10 protein-coding genes are annotated in these 15,863 nt (G+C 45.2%); all 10 read right to left on the bottom strand.

Translation table 11 applies throughout. The features are described from left to right. Window positions 1-5: 5 nt before the first annotated feature. Window positions 6-1,340, bottom strand: coding sequence for an acetyl-CoA carboxylase biotin carboxylase subunit (locus tag KHQ79_RS08950; RefSeq protein WP_003238126.1), 1,335 nt, complete (start codon window positions 1,338-1,340; stop codon window positions 6-8). Window positions 1,341-1,349: 9 nt separating this feature from the next. Next, entirely contained in the window at window positions 1,350-2,999 is a 1,650-nt protein-coding gene (locus KHQ79_RS08945; RefSeq protein ID WP_003238124.1) for an AMP-binding protein, read from the bottom strand. Window positions 3,000-3,040: 41 nt separating this feature from the next. Beyond that, entirely contained in the window at window positions 3,041-4,183 is a 1,143-nt protein-coding gene (locus KHQ79_RS08940; protein WP_225514902.1) for an acyl-CoA dehydrogenase family protein, read from the bottom strand. A gap of 90 nt (window positions 4,184-4,273) precedes the next feature. After that, a complete protein-coding gene (locus KHQ79_RS08935) occupies window positions 4,274-4,594 on the bottom strand; it encodes a DUF5367 family protein (protein WP_225515342.1) in 321 nt (106 codons plus the stop codon). 93 nt (window positions 4,595-4,687) lie between these two features. After that, entirely contained in the window at window positions 4,688-5,269 is a 582-nt protein-coding gene (locus KHQ79_RS08930; RefSeq protein WP_225514900.1) for a TetR/AcrR family transcriptional regulator, read from the bottom strand. Window positions 5,270-5,390: 121 nt separating this feature from the next. After that, on the bottom strand, window positions 5,391-5,957 hold the full coding sequence (locus KHQ79_RS08925) for a GNAT family N-acetyltransferase (RefSeq protein WP_003238116.1): 567 nt from the start codon (window positions 5,955-5,957) through the stop codon (window positions 5,391-5,393). A 119-nt stretch (window positions 5,958-6,076) separates the two neighbouring features. After that, a complete protein-coding gene (locus tag KHQ79_RS08920) occupies window positions 6,077-7,609 on the bottom strand; it encodes a glycoside hydrolase family 10-like protein (protein WP_225514898.1) in 1,533 nt (510 codons plus the stop codon). A gap of 153 nt (window positions 7,610-7,762) precedes the next feature. Then, complete coding sequence (locus KHQ79_RS08915; protein ID WP_003238112.1) at window positions 7,763-8,155, bottom strand: DUF1360 domain-containing protein; 393 nt, start codon at window positions 8,153-8,155, stop codon at window positions 7,763-7,765. 109 nt (window positions 8,156-8,264) lie between these two features. Next, a complete protein-coding gene (locus KHQ79_RS08910; RefSeq protein ID WP_225515340.1) occupies window positions 8,265-12,107 on the bottom strand; it encodes a non-ribosomal peptide synthetase in 3,843 nt (1,280 codons plus the stop codon). Between the two features lie 7 nt (window positions 12,108-12,114). Further along, window positions 12,115-15,863: non-ribosomal peptide synthetase (locus KHQ79_RS08905; protein ID WP_225514896.1), on the bottom strand; the 3,749-nt coding region annotated here is incomplete at its 5' end.

The following is a 15,863-nucleotide window of genomic DNA, read 5'->3' as shown; positions in this document are numbered from 1 at the left end:
CTCCTTTATAGGTGTTGTTTCAAAAAGTCAGTCGTGACATCCCCTTCTTTAAATGCTTTTGATGAAGCAGCCTGTATGAGAAGCGGGAGATTTGTTTTGATTCCCTCTATCCGGTAGTTACGGAGCGCTGTCTCCAGTTTTTCAATTGCCTCCGCTCTGTTTTGGCCTTTGACAATCATTTTGGCGATCATCGGGTCATAAAAAGGAGTGACGGTGCTGTCTTTTGCTACTGCACACTCGTGTCTGACTCCTTTTTGGTCAGGGAGTGAAAATGCAGTGATTGTACCCGGTGACGGATAGAAGGTCTTGGGATCTTCCGCATATATTCGGACCTCTATCGCATGCCCGTTTCGTTTGATGTCTTCCTGTGAGAATGTGAGTGTATGGCCCGCAGCAATCCGCAGCTGCTGCTCAACTAAGTCCAGGCCTGTTATTTCTTCAGTCACGGGGTGTTCAACCTGCAATCTCGTATTCATTTCGAGGAAGTAAAAGTTTTGGTTCGGGTCAACTAAAAATTCGATGGTGCCCGCGTTTGTATAGCTGATCGCTTTTGCTGCTTTTACGGCCGTTTGCCCGATCTTCATTCTCAATTCATCGTCTAAAAATGATGACGGCGCTTCTTCAATGACCTTTTGATGCCGCCTTTGTACAGAGCAATCGCGTTCAAACAGGTGTACTGTATGGCCGTGCTGATCGGCCAAAAGCTGAACTTCGATGTGGCGGGCATGTTCAATCACTTTCTCTATATACATCGATCCGTCACCGAAAAAATCTGCTGCGCGCTTTTTGTTCCCCTCGTACGCCTTTATTAATGCTTCCTCGTTTTTTACAAGCTGCATTCCGATGCCTCCTCCGCCCGCTGAAGCTTTCAGCATGACAGGGTAGCCGATTTGATTTGCAGCGTGACAGGCTGCCTGTACGTCTCCGAGGGATTCAGAAACACCGGGAACGACAGGGACACCTGCAGCCTCCATTGCTTTTCGTGCTTCAATTTTGCTGCCCATTTTTGCAATGATATCGGGTGAAGGTCCGATAAACACGATGTTTTCTTGCTTGCAGCGTTCTGCGAATCGGCTGTTTTCTGATAATAACCCGTAGCCGGGATGGATGGCGTCGGCGTTTGCTTTTTTCGCCGTCTCTATGATTCTCTCTATATTTAAATAGCTTTCACTGACTCTTGATTCCCCAATTAAATAGGACTCTGTGGCTTCCTTTGTATGGAGCGCGTCTCGGTCTGCTTCAGAAAAAACCGCAGCCGTTTTGATGCCGAGACGGCTGCACGTTCGGATAATTCTCATTGCAATTTCTCCGCGGTTGGCGATCAGTACTTTTGTAAACATGACTTCACCTCATTGACATGATGATAAGCGGTACATTTCAATCGTTTTTTCACGCAGTTTATATTTTTGAATTTTGCCTGAAGCTGTCATCGGATAGTCGTCTGTAAAAATAACATAACGCGGAATTTTGTGGCGGGCGATTTTCCCTTTGCAATAGGCTTTAAGCTCTTCAGGTGAAACGCTTTTTCCATCTTTCAGTTTAATCCAGGCTGCGGCCTCCTCCCCGAATTTGGCGTCAGGCACACCAACGACCTGTACATCTAAAATAGCAGGATGCCGGTATAGGAATTCTTCGATTTCCCGCGGATAAATGTTCTCGCCGCCTCTAATGAGCATGTCTTTTAATCTTCCGGTGATGCGGCAGTACCCGTCTTCATCCATGACAGCAAGATCACCGGTGAATAGCCATCCGTCGGGATTGATTGCTTTTCTAGTCGCTTCTTCGTCTTTATAATAGCCTTTCATGACGTGGTAGCCGCGGGTGCATAGCTCTCCTTGCACGCCTCTTTGAACTTCTTGACATGTCCCGGGTTCTACGATTTTCACTTCTGCATGAGGCAGGGCACGGCCGGTTGTTTCGACCCTCCGGATGAAGGAATCATTTGCCCTTGTTTGCGTAATGACCGGTGAGGCTTCAGTTTGACCATAGGCTATGGTAATGTCTTTCATGCCCATCTTTTCAATGACAGCTTTCATCACTTCACTCGGACAGGGAGAACCGGCCATGATGCCTGTTCGGAGCGTCGATAAATCATATGCTTCAAAATCCGGATGATGCAGCTCTGCGATAAACATGGTTGGCACGCCGTGGAGCGCTGTGCACTTCTCTTTTTCTACCGTTTTAAGGACGGTAACCGGATCAAATTCTTGTACAGGTATCATGGCTGCCCCGACGGACACACACGCCAAAACCCCGAGCACGCATCCGAAGCAGTGAAAAAACGGAACCGGGATGCACATGCGGTCTTGAGAGGTTAATGCCATACATTCAGCGATATTGGCAGCGTTATTGATGACATTAAAATGGGTCAGCATCACTCCTTTAGGAAATCCAGTCGTTCCTGATGTGTATTGCATATTAATCACATCGTCTTTTTCAAGGCTGTTCATTCTTGCTTCCAGCTCAGCATCCGTCACCGTTTTCGCCAATATCTCTGTATCGTCCCAATGATACATGCCAGGCAAACGTTTTTCGCCAATATAAATGAGCGTTTTTAAAAAGGGATAACGTTCTGAGTTCAGCTGGCCGGGCTTTGCTTCCTGCGACTCTGGAATTAGGCTGTTCACGATATCTGTGTAAGAAGTGCCCCGGTAAGAATCCATGACAATAAGCGCCGCAGCATCCGATTGCTTCAGCAAGTAATCGAGCTCGTGTGCTTGATAATTGGTATTGACGGTAACGAGCACGGCTCCGATTTTCGCGGTGGCGAACTGAACGGCAAGCCATTCGGGGATATTCGAAGCCCATATGGCTACGTGGTCTCCTTTCCCAAGCCCCATCCGCATAAGTCCTTTAGCGGTTTGACGGCACAGACTGTTAAATTGGGCGTACGTATAGCGGATATTTCTGTCTGGATAAACAACCGCTTCTTGATCGGGATAGGTTTCAGCGATTTGTTCCAGCAGTCTGCCGATTGTGGAATGGATGAGTTCAGCCATGCAATGTTCCTCCTTTCCAAGTGATCGAAAGCGTTTACATTTTATTTTAAAAGCTGTCTGGCGATCACGATACGCTGAATTTCAGATGTGCCTTCACCGATTTCCATTAATTTTGCGTCCCGCAGCATCCGTTCTACCCCATATTCTTTCATGTAGCCTGAACCTCCATGGATTTGAATGGCTTGATTGCAAGCCCTTGTCGCCATTTCAGATGCAAACAGCTTGGCATACGCCGCTTCTTTTGTGAACGGGCGGTGATGGTCTTTCAGCCAAGCAGCTTTTAACACCATTTGCCGGGCCAGATCAATTTCCATCGCCATGTCGGCAAGCTTAAATTGAATCGCCTGAAAGGAAGAAATCGGCTGTCCGAACTGCTTTCGTTCTTTCGCGTATGCCAATGATGCTTCAAGTGCCGCTTGGGCGATGCCGACTGCAAGAGCAGCGATGGAGATCCGTCCGCCGTCCAGCGTATATAGAAACTGCTTAAACCCTTTTGTTGGATCGCCGAGTAAGTTGCCCGCAGGCACTCTGACATCCTCAAGCAAAATTTCCGCTGTATTTGACCCCCGGACGCCCATTTTATCGTACGGGCTCGTAATCGTAAGTCCGGGTGTGTCAGTTGGTACGATCAATGCGGAGATGATATTTTTTCCGTCTTTGTTTTTGCCTGATACTGCGGTCACAATCACCGTACGTGCGTAGCTTGCATTCGTGATCCAGCATTTTTCGCCGTTGATCACATACTCGTCACCATTTGTAACCGCTTTTGTTTGAGTGCCTCCTGCATCTGATCCGGCATTTGGTTCCGTCAGGCCGAATGATCCGAGTGCTTTTCCCGAAGCCAGCGGAGTCAAATGCGCCCGTTTTTGTTCTTCTGTTCCAAAGTAATAAAGAGGGCTTGCGCCGAGCGAGACCGCAGCAGCATAGCTTAATCCAGTACTGCCGCAGGCTTTGCCGATTTCTTCAACCGCTAAGGCATATGAAACCGTATCTCCTCCCGAACCGCCGTATTCTTCTGGAAATGGGATGCCCATCAGCCCGAGTTCACCCATTTTTTTAAATGTTTGGATCGGGAACTCGCCCGTTTGATCTACATGTTCAGCGTGAGGAGCAATCTCCTTTTTCGCAAAATCCTTTACCATTTCACGCACCATTTGCTGTTCTTTTGTCAGCTCAAAATTCACATGGGTTCCTCCTTCACATCTTTGTAACATCCTATTAGGCGAGTTCTGTAATCATTCCCTGACAAAAGAAGTCTGAAAATTAAAACTGAATCATTTTTTATGTGAAAACATCAACGGGATGAGCAAATACATGGCATAGGCGCATACCATCCATATGGCAAATGCAATGACTTGCCCCTTTGATAGTGCCGGGAAGATGATGGGGTGATTCCAAAGGGAAAACGTATCAATCAATAACCCGACTGCTGATCCCCATATGCCAAGCTTGATGACAGCGTACTGTGATTGATCGAGTTTTTGATAGAGAAAGAACACAAGGCATAAAACGAGAGCGGTGCCCGCTTCCAGGAGAAGAAAGTTCAGCAAAAAGGGTTCTTCGGCCGGATCAGTTAAAACAGTGTCTCCGAACAGGGCAAAGAATAGTGTAGCACCTAACCAGACTAGAAATGAAAATGTAAGGACAAGACCTAATTTTTGAGTAAACATGTTTGGTCTCCTTTCGTGTTACGTCATTTTTTCAGTCAGCTTCAGCAGCATCAATTCGAGTTCCTGATAAACATCTTCTGAGAGAAAATCATCGGAAACGAGAGACTGTATGGCAAGGCCGTCAATTAAAGCATTCAGCATTATTCCCCAGGCTGTTAAGGAAACGCCATCAATTGGAGATTCGCCCCACAATTGAGTGAGCTCTTTTGTCAGATATTGATTTTCCGATTGTAGCAGATGACTTAGCTGCTCTTTGATTTGTTCATTTTGAAAGCTTGATACGATCAGCGTTAAAAATAACCGATGATAATCTGCATTTTCCTTCGTTCGAAATTTTGCTGACAGCAATGCCTCTCTCATCTTTTCGATTGTCGGGAGCCGACTGTTCTTTACGTTCGCCCATGAGCTGCCGCATACGTGGCGTACCACCTCCAGCATGAGGTTTTCTTTCGTTCGGAAATGATAATAAACCGTGCCTTGGCTGACATTTGCTTGTTCCGCAACTGATTTTAACGTCAGTTTTTCTAACCCGTTTTCTGAGATGCATTTCTTGGCTGATTCAATGAGTGTTTCTTTGGAAATGACATTTGGTTTTGCCATGACGCTCCTCCTTATGAGTTAGTTAGTTGAATAACTAACTTTTAAAAATACTATAATATGGTACACATGAGATTTCAATACTGCTAATGCTGAAAACTTTCTTTTTTCAAAAAAGAAAGTTTTATATGTATTCGTTCTTAAGAATGCCGTATATTTCTAAATCGACAACTCCTTTACCTGACCAATAGGAAGCTTGTCTGACTAATCCTTCTTTCATAAAATTGTTTTTTAAGAGGATTTTTTTTGAAGCCTCATTTGCAGGCATGACTTCAGCTTGAATTCTATTTACATTGGCTTTCTCAAATAAAAAGGAGATCACCGTGCTGACGGATTCCGTTGCAATGCCTTTCCCCCAGTATTCTTCAGCCAAGTAGTAGCCAATCGTTACCATGTTTACTTTTTGGTTAAAATCCATCGCTTCAATGACTCCCATCAACGTATTCTCTTGACTTTTCGAAAAAATCCCCCACTTAATTCTGCTTTTTTTGTTGTAATCCCTATCAAAATGGCCGATCATTTTATGTACCGTTTTTATGTTATGTTTCGGGATGATGCCGCAGTATTCGAATACTTTGTCATTATCGTAGATTGAAAATACATCCTGTACGTGCTCCTCTTCGATTTTACTTAATATTAAATTCTCAGATTCCAATACTGGGAAATGTCCAAAAACCGCTTCCATATTCATGTGAGTCTCTCCCTCGCTTTTTTTCTTTAACAAATTCAGCGGCTTATCTTAAGTATCCTGTCTCCAAAATAACTTTTTTTAAAAAAAAAGACGACTTAGAAAGCCGTCCTTCTCATTTCTTATTTAGTCTTTCGTTTGGAAGCCTTGCTTTCGTTATGAAGCCGGTCTGCTGAAGTGACATAATACGTATACTTCGTGTTTGGCTCTGCCGTGTCATCTAAGAAGGTTTGCTGCTCATTTGTCTTTCTCGCGGTTGCCAGCAATGTTTTGTTCTTTTCCCCTTCGGCTCTGTATATCGCATAATAGGCTGTTTCTTTCGTTTTGTGATTGGATGGGTGATCTTTCATGTGCAGAAGGTTGCCGTTTTTGTTTTCGGTCACTTTCGTAAGCTTTGGCATTTTTGGGGCTGTGCTGTCAAGCCAAGGCATCTGCGGAACCAATGCCGGCTGGCTGTAAAGCTCGGTGATGAGCCTGTCTTTGATGCCAAGCGGATTTTTGTTGAGGTCTTTGAGGCTGAAATGCATACTTCCTTTTACAAGATCAAGCTGACGGTTTAAGGTGATTTGTCTTACATACTCCTCGGGCTCGGACCATGGCGGATCAAAGTTATTATTGATTTTATAAGCTGCCTGGCCAATATATAAATGAACAGGCCTATTCTTGACTTCATTGCTCCACCAATCAGCCAGCACGTCGTAAGCTGCTGCGTTAAAGCCGATGCTCCAATAGATTTGCGGGGCAATATAATCGATGTCGCCTTCTTGAATCCAATGTCTCGTATCTGCATAAAGGTCGTCATAATTTCTGACGCCTGCCTTGGTATTCGATCCGGTCGGGTCATCTGCCGCGTTTCTCCATACGCCAAAGGGACTGATGCCGAATTTGACATATGGCTTTGCGGCTTTAATTGTTTGGTTGATTTGTTTGACAAGCTGGTTGACATTATCCCGCCGCCAGTCATCAATTTTGGAAAAATCGTCTTTTCCGTATTGCTCATACTGTGCTTGATCAGGAAATTCCTGTCCGGCTATTTTATAAGGGTAAAAATAATCATCCATATGAACGGCATCGATATCATAACGTTTTACGACTTCTTCAATGCCTTTAACGATAAAATCTCTCGCTTCAGGAATGCCCGGATGATAATAAAGCTGTTTTCCGTAAGCGGCAACCCAGTCTGGATGCTTTCTTGCGGGGTGATCCTCAGACAATTTATTGAGGTCCGTATGATTCATCGTAATACGGTAAGGATTAAACCATGCGTGAAATTCTAAATTTCGTTTATGGGTTTCTTCAATCATAAATGCTAGCGGATCATAGCCCGGGTCTTTCCCTTGGACACCGGTTAAGTATTCAGACCAAGGTCCGTAAGCGGACGGATAAAAGGCATCTGCCGTCGGTTTAATCTGAACAATAACGGCATTCATCCCCATTTTTTGTACATCGTCCAGCAGTTTGATATACTCCTGCTTTTGCTCTTCCACTGATAAACCTTTTTTTGACGGCCAATCAATGTTTAATACGGAAGCAATCCATACGGCTCTCAGTTCCCTGTCCGGCTGCGCATTGGCCATAAACGGAACGGATATGACAAACGTTCCGATGATCAAGCTGACAAGGAAACGGACAATCGACTTTTGACAAACCTTCATTCTGTTTCTTCTCCCCCATTACATCACTTTCACTATTCGCTATTACGGTATTCCCGGGCTGTAAAAGGGTGCTTAATCGAATGAAAGAAATCAGGATTTATGTCTATATCACCAGATAAATAAAAAAGTCCTGAAGCATTTTATTCCTCTGCTTTAGGACTTTTTATCATTTATCATAGTTTGCAGGCTCTTTAACACATCAATGAGTTTCACGCCGACACCGACAGCTGTTTCAAGAATCGCCTGTGCTCCTGCAATGGCTAAAATAAAGATCACTGGAACTGCAATACGAGGCAAAAAGAGATAGCCCAGCCCGATCAAGATGGCACACCAAACGCCGGCGCACCAGTAGCAGTTCAGCATGTATCCAAAGTTAGAAGCCGGCACGCTTTTTTCGTTCACATGCCCGTTTTGATCAACGATCCTTTTCTTTTTCATAAATGGTTTCCGGATAAATTCCGTGATTTTGTCGAATACAATCAAATGTGTCAGCCTGTAACTGGCAAGAATCAGCATGATAAAAGTAAGCCAAGAAAGATGGTCCATGAGAAGCCTCCAAGAAAAAGGATGATGTTATCATTCCCAAGTGTCCCTTATCCATTCTTGATACAAAAAGAAAGACGGACAGAGAATGGCCTCTGTCCGCTAATCCGCTTTATCGTTTGTGCAGTATTGCTTGATTTGAAGTGATCTTGTCTAAAATGTCAAGGATGATGTCAGCGTTCTTTTCAGCATATGCGCCTTCCAGCATGTCTTTGTGAGCGCCAAAACCAGTATATTCGCTGTAGTTTCCGTAGGCAGCGCCTTTCCATTTCATTAAGCCTGTATGCCCGCTGGTTTCAGTTTGGACTCCAGCTTCGATGAAATGAATGTTTGCTTTGATGTGTCCTTTATTCAGCAACTGCGCCCAATATTCCTGATAGTTTCTTTTTTTCTTCATCACCTTTTCTCTGACTGCTTCGGGCAGGTATGCTGCAGATTCGTCATTGCCGGTATCCATAGACAAAGGCTGTTCTTTTAAATAAGCGTCCACGATAATGAAGTCACTGACTTCCAATCCTCTGCGTTCCATAGCCTGTGCCACTTCAAAAGCCAGGTTTCCGCCTGCAGAGTAGCCTAATAAAACATATGGGCCATCAGGCTGTATGTCCGTCATGCAATTGACATATTGTTCAATGCGGTTGTCATGTTCAATAAAGTGAAATCCGTATACAGCTGCCTTGTCATTCAGCAATAAAGCAAGTTCTTTGAAATAAATGCCAAAGCCTGATATCGGCGGGAAGCAAAAAAGATTTTGCGCACCGTGGTGATTCAGTTTGATCACATGCTGTTCATCTGCCGCTGTCAGCTGTTTGGAATAAAGTTTTTCGGCAAGCTGAGCAATTGTCGGATGTTCGAACAAGAAATCAATCGGTATGTCAATTTGCTGCTGGTGCTTCAGTGTGTGTATGACCTGCAGCGCTTTTAGTGAATGTCCGCCAAGAGCAAAGAAGTCATCATCAATACTGATTGTGTTGACACCGAGGACATTCTTCCAAATGTTCGCCAATTCTTCTTCAACCAAGTTTCTTGGCAATGTGATGTCCTGTCGTTTGTCATTCTTATTTTCTGGAATAGGCAGCGCGCTGCGGTCTATTTTTCCGTTTCCGGTAAGCGGCATCCGCTCCACACGCACCCAGTGCTGCGGGATCATATAGTCTGGGAGCACACGCGCCAAATCTGCGCGGATATCCGTTTCTGTTCGTTTGTCATCACCGACGTAATGAGTGTACAGCTGCGCCTCTCCATCTTTTTCTCTCAATGTCACTGCCGCTTCCTGAACGCCTTCCATTTCTAAAAGGCGAGCTTCAATTTCGGCGGGCTCAATTCGTTTTCCGCGGATTTTAATCTGCCTGTCAATCCTGCTGATGTATTCTAAGTTTCCATCAGGCAGCCAGCGCGCCAAATCACCAGTACGATATATTCTTTCTCCAGACAAGAAAGGATGGGGAGAAAAAACTGCTTTTGTCAGGTCATCTCTGTTCAAATAGCCTTTTGCGACCCCGTCGCCGCCGACACAAAGCTCGCCGGGAACGCCTATTGGCAAAAGATGTCCTTTTGCATCTAAGATGAAAGCGGTACTATTGCTGATTGGTTTTCCGATCGGAATCGGCCCCGCATAGTCTCTTTTCACCTCAAAAAAGGTTGAAAATGTCGTGTTTTCCGTAGGCCCGTAGATATTATGAAGTGCCAGATCTGGACAGGCGTGTCTGACAGCATTCATAAGGGCAGGCGAGAGTGCTTCTCCGCCGACATATAACGTATGGAGCCCGCGGAACATGTCTGCTTGAGCCTGAGCCAGCTGATTAAAAAGAGCCGTTGTTAAAAATAGCACTGTGATGTCATTTTCAAGCAAATACGTCCCAAACCGATCAGGTGACAGCATTGTCGATTTATCAATGATATGAAGGCTTGCACCATTTAAAAGCGCCCCGAACATTTCAAAGGTGACGGCGTCAAAGCTGATAGATCCAGTCAGAATAAACCGGTCATCAACGGACGCAGACGTGTAATTGCTATTGCTGACAAGGGACACGACATTGCGATTCGTGATCATGACGCCTTTCGGCCGGCCTGTTGATCCTGAGGTATACATGATGTATGCAAGTTCATCCGGGCTGGAGCCGATGTTGATAGGGATATGGTTTTCTTCCATCAATGTCTGTGCATCTGAAGTAAGACATGTTCCTGAGAACGCAGCGTTTTGCTCCAGCCCCTTTTGAACAATCAGCATTTTTGCCTGCGTTTCCTCGAGCATAAAGCTGACCCGTTCAAGCGGAAGCTCAGCATCAAGCGGGAGGTATGCTCCCCCTGCTTTTAAAACAGCAAGCACACTGATAATAAATTCAGGAGAATGAGCAGCCAATATTCCGGCTGTCTCGTTTTTCCGAAACCCATTTTGGTATAACTCTCTGGCAAGTGCATTAGACCGTTTATCAAGCTCTTCATACGAAAATGACATATTATCATACACAAGTGCGGTATGGTCTGGCGTCTCTTCTGCTTGTTCACGAAATAAATCTATGATTGTATGATTCTTTGGATACTCTGTTTTTGTATTGTTGAACTGTGTGACAATCTGCTCTTTTTCTGTTACATCAAGAAAAGAAAAATCTGCAATGGGAATATCAGGGTGCTGTGCCGCTGTGCTTAGTGCTTGTGTCAATTGCCTCTTGATACAGCTGATCCATGCAGCATCGTAAACAAACGCATTATAGCTGAACTTAATAACAAGTTCTTCCCCGGGAGCAACGACAAGGTTAAAGTTATATCCTGATTGCTCGGATACCTTAACTTGATCGATTTGCAATGGTGAATCGGCGCGATCAGCTGAATCGGCGATTTTCTGCTGTAACGGATAGTTTTCAAATACAATAATGTGATCAATCAGTTCCTGTTTTAAAGCGGTGTTTGCCTGGATATCAAATAAAGGCTGGCAGGTGAACGGCTCAGCTTCCAGCATTTCTTTCTGGCAGCGTCTGAGCAGCTCTTGAAACGTTTCGTCTTGATGTGTTTTAATCCGAACCGGAATGGTATTGATAAACAACCCTATCATTTGCTCCACGCCCGGAATTTCTGATGGTCTGCCTGATACAACTGCGCCAAATACAACGTCGTCTGTGCGGTTATATTGCTGCAGCATCACGCCCCAGACTGCCTGAATAAGGGTGGCAAGCGTGACGCCGTGTTGTTTGGCAGTCTCTTTCAGCTTGTCTGTCAGTGGTTTATTTAATGAAAATATCAAATCTTCACGGTGATAACCTTCTTTTTTTTCTTCATCAGACACACGAGGCAGAGGAGATGGAGTGCTGTAGTTTTTTAAATAGGAACCCCAGTACTCCGCAGCTGTTTCTTTGTCTCGGTTTGTCAGCCAGGAAATATAGGTGCTGTAAGGACGGACAGGGTCCAAAGAAAGTGGTTTTCCTGCATGGATAGATTGATAAATTTGCATAAATTCCTGCAGAACGATGCCGAGGCACCAGCCGTCCATTAAAATGTGATGGTGACTCCAGAGACAGACATGCTCATCTTCAGCTGTTTTGAATAGAGAAATCCGCATCAGCATGTCTTTTTGTAAATCAAAGCCTTTCTGCTTGTCCTTCTCCTTAAAACAATCAATAAACTCATTCTGGTCGTTTATTTGCAGATGGGAAATGTCTTCGCTGTACAAATGGAATTCGCATTCTGTCATTACGACTTGCCGAGGTCCCGACAAATGCGGGACGTGCGGCAAAAATACGGTTCTGAAAATATCATGGCGGTCGATGATGGCTTGAATACTGCGCTGAAACCAGTCATAGCTTAGGCTTCCTTTGATGGTGAAGAGCGACTGCTCAACATACGCCCCCTCCTCTTTACGAAGGAAGGAATGAAACAGCATTCCCTCCTGCATATGACTCAGAGGATAAATGTTCTTGATTTTTTTGATGTTATCCATAGTGTCTGCACCTTTCTTCACGGATTCATTAGTGAAAACTGAGCATATCAGCAATCTCTTGCAGCGCGTCCTCGGTCAGTTCTTGATCATCAAAATCGCTGATCGTCTTTTCTGTTTCTCTTTTGTTCTGGCAGTGTTCGATCAGCTGTAATAAAAATTGACGGCAATACTCGCTAAGCTGTTCCATCGTTTTGCGCTGAAAGCGGGTATTGTCATAAGTCATGCTGACAGCCATTTTTCCTTCTGCGGCGATTGCGCTGATATCCAGCGACTGTTCACGATTCCATGTTGCGCTGATATCGTCCCCGGCACCCAGCGGAGAGAAAGAGAAGGCGTCCTCCTCAGGTCCTTCAGCTGTGCTGCCGCTTTCAAACTGACCCAGATAATTGAAGCTGATTTCTGGCGAACCTGTGAAATCGATGTCTTTTTTGTCAGGCGGAGTCAAATATTTGATGACACCGTAGCCGAATCCTTTGTCCGGTACGCGTCTCAGTGTATCTTTTGTTGTTTTTAGTACATGAACCATGTATTCTTCCGGATCAGGAAGGTCTGAGTTCAGGTTAACCAATAACGGATAAATGGCGGTAAACCATCCAACCGTACGGCTCACATCTATTCCGTCTAATACATCCTCTCGCCCGTGGCTCTCTAATGATAGTTTGAAGGCGGATTGATTGGTCCAATGGCGCAGCGCAAGAATAACAGAAGCAAGCAGCATATCCTGAGTATCTGTGTTATATGCGCTGTTGGCATCTTTTAAGAGCGCAGCTGTTTCTTTATCGTTTAAGGTAAACGAAATCGTGGAACGTTTACTCTCGTTTGCTATGGTTCCGTCGATATGATCAAAAGGCAGTGCTTCTGTTTCATATTCTTCGGTTTCACGCCAATACTTGAACTGTTTCATAAGCTGCTGGCTTCCCGCATAGTCAGAGAGCTTTTTTGTGTACGCTTTGAATGAGCTTGTTTTAGGCGGCAGCTGGATATCTTCCCCGCCTGCAGCTTGGCGATAGCCTAAAGCCAAATCCTCAAGCAGAACTCGCCACGAGATGCCGTCAACGACGAAGTGATGAGCAGATAAAAATAAAAAATCACCGTCAATTGTGCGGAAAAGACCGGCTTGCAGCAGCGGGCCATTCTTCAAATCCATTTTTTGCTGAATATCACGTACATGGCGTTTGATAAGAGGCTCATACGATCTATTGTCTGGATTTTGTAAATCAACAATGTGAAGGCCATACAGCGCATCGTCCGAATGACTGAGCGGCCGATTATATTGACTCCACTTTCCTTGTTCATTCTGTGTAAACACCATCCGCAGCGCATCATGATGACACGTTATTGCTTTTAAAGTTTTGCGAAGTGCGTCTTCTTGTACAGAGGTGCTTCGATGCAGCATAACGGACTGATTAAAATGGTGTTTTTCTTTTATATCTTGAGAAAGAAACCATTTTTGAACAGGCGACCATTGTACGTCTCCCTCAACCGGAGCTTGACTGGAACTTGTATCTGAATCCCGGATATAAGCTGCCAATTCTTGAATGGTCGGATGGCTGAACAAATCTTTCACTGCCATTTGTTTTCCTATCCGGTGAAGCCGTGCGGAAACCTGTAACGCTTTGATCGAATCTCCTCCAAGCTCAAAGAATGAATCAGCTGTTCCGATTTTTTCTGCCCCCAGTACTTCCTTCCATATATCCGCCAGTATTTGTTCCATCTTGCTGGCAGGTGTGCGGAATGGACGTTCAGTTTCACCATTGAATACAGGTTTTGGAATTGCTCTGCGATCCAGTTTACCGTTTGGTGACAATGGAAGTGAGCCCAGTTTTTCAATAAACGCAGGAATCATGAACACCGGCAGCTTGTTTTGTAATTCTAAGCGTATCGTATCTGTGCTCAATTCTGGTTCGGTCACAACATAAGCACTTAATTCAGTTTGTCCTGATGCTGTTACATGAGCGAGTACGGTGGCGTCTTTTACACCGTTTATACAACGGATGACCGATTCAATTTCTTTCGTTTCTACACGATAGCCTCTGATTTTGACTTGTTCATCAATTCTTCCCAGATACTCGAGTGTTCCGTCGGCCATCCATCTGGCGGCGTCTCCTGTTCGGTACATTCGCATTTCAGGTTTGTATGGGTTCTGTATGAATGCTCTCTCTGTCAGCTCCGGAAGGTTAATATACCCTCTTGCAAGCCCCGTTCCCGCTATACAAAGCTCTCCCGCAACACCAATTGGCTGAAGCTGATGATTGCCATTTAAAATAAGCACTTGGGTCCCGTCAATCGGCTGGCCGATGCTTACGTATTTCTGCTTTTCCATATGTCTCATGACGGTAGTGGCCACACTGTTTTCTGTCGGTCCATATTCGTTGGCGAGTTCGGTGTGTGGACATATGGCCAGGCTACGGTTTATCAATTCGCGGTCAGCTGCTTCTCCCGCCAGAGTGACGATTCTAAGCGTCTTTACATCTTCCGGCTGCAATACATCCAAAAGCGCTCGATATAAAACAGGCACAATAATCATATGTGTAATCCGTTGATGAGACAGCTGATGCTTGATGGCCAGAATGTCCTTCGCTTCCTCTTCCTTAAGCAGAACTGCTTTTGCACCTGACAAAAGCGGTGTGAACATACTTGTTAAAAAGCCGTCAAATGAGAAAGAAAAGAGCTGCAGGATGGCGTCTGTCTCGTTGAAAGCATAAGCGTTTCGCCGCCACTGAAGAGTGTTGGCAATGCCTTTATGCTCGACCGTCACCCCTTTTGGACGGCCCGTCGTCCCTGACGTATAAATGATATAAGCCAAATGATGGGCAGACGATACTTGCGGCAGCGGTGATTTGTCGTATGCCTCCGCGCTCTCTATCGTCAAGATTTCTCCTTCAAAATCAGCAAGCGCCCCCCAATCCGCTTCATTTATTGTCATCAGCAGTTTCGTTCCGCTGTCGCTGAGGATATAGCGTTTCCGTTCCACCGGGTATTCCGGATCAATGGGAACGTAACAGCCTCCTGCTTTCCAAACACCAAGTACGGCCGCTATCATGCTGAACGAACGAGGCATCATGATGCTTACTGGTGTGTCCGGTTTAACACCTCGGCTGCGCAATATACGAGCGATTCCATTGGACCACTCGTCCAACTCTTGATAAGTCAGTGTTTTGTCTCCGCTGACAAGTGCAGAAGCTTTTGGAGTTCGTGCAGCTTGCTGCTCAAACAAACGGTCAATTGTTTGTTCTTCGTATTGATTCGCTTGTCCGGTGTTAAACTCATTGAGCAGCTGGTTCCACTCTTCTTGGGTCAGGATGTCGATATGGTTGAGTGTCACCTCAGGGTTTTTAACGATGATGTTAAGTACATTAGTCAAATGCGATGCCCAGCGTTCTATAGTTGTTTTTTCAAACAGTGCGGTTGAATATTCAAAATGGAAATAAATGTTCCCGTCACCCTCAGATGCTTGTAATGTCAAATCGAATTTAGAAACGAGATGAGAAACTTGTGACGGCTTCATTTGCAAATCATTCAGATGCAATGGCTGGTGATCATTATTTTGAACGACTAACATGGCATCAAACAGCGGGTTTCTGCTCATATCCCTCGTCACCCCGAGCTTATCGACGAGCTCTTCGAACGGATAATCCTGATGCTCAAAGGCTTCCAATGCTGTCTCGCGCACTTCCTGCAAATACTCCACAAACGGCTTCCCGCCCTCCGGGCGTGTCCGCAGCGCCAGCGTGTTCACAAACATGCCGAGTATCGGCTCAAGATCCTTGTGCGGCC

Source organism: Bacillus sp. TSO22, from assembly GCF_020223595.1.
Lineage (GTDB): Bacteria > Bacillota > Bacilli > Bacillales > Bacillaceae > Bacillus > Bacillus inaquosorum.
Note: the sequence above shows the minus strand (reverse complement) of the source record. Positions and strands in the feature narration are given on the sequence as shown.

Excerpts from the sequence above, each read along its gene's own strand:
- KHQ79_RS08915 (WP_003238112.1), bottom strand. The coding sequence starts at position 8,155 with ATGGACCATCTTTCTTGGCTTACTTTTATCATGCTGATTCTTGCCAGT.
- KHQ79_RS08930 (WP_225514900.1), bottom strand. The coding sequence starts at position 5,269 with ATGGCAAAACCAAATGTCATTTCCAAAGAAACACTCATTGAATCAGCC.
- KHQ79_RS08920 (WP_225514898.1), bottom strand. The coding sequence starts at position 7,609 with ATGAAGGTTTGTCAAAAGTCGATTGTCCGTTTCCTTGTCAGCTTGATC.
- KHQ79_RS08945 (WP_003238124.1), bottom strand. The coding sequence starts at position 2,999 with ATGGCTGAACTCATCCATTCCACAATCGGCAGACTGCTGGAACAAATC.
- KHQ79_RS08925 (WP_003238116.1), bottom strand. The coding sequence starts at position 5,957 with ATGAATATGGAAGCGGTTTTTGGACATTTCCCAGTATTGGAATCTGAG.
- KHQ79_RS08950 (WP_003238126.1), bottom strand. The coding sequence starts at position 1,340 with ATGTTTACAAAAGTACTGATCGCCAACCGCGGAGAAATTGCAATGAGA.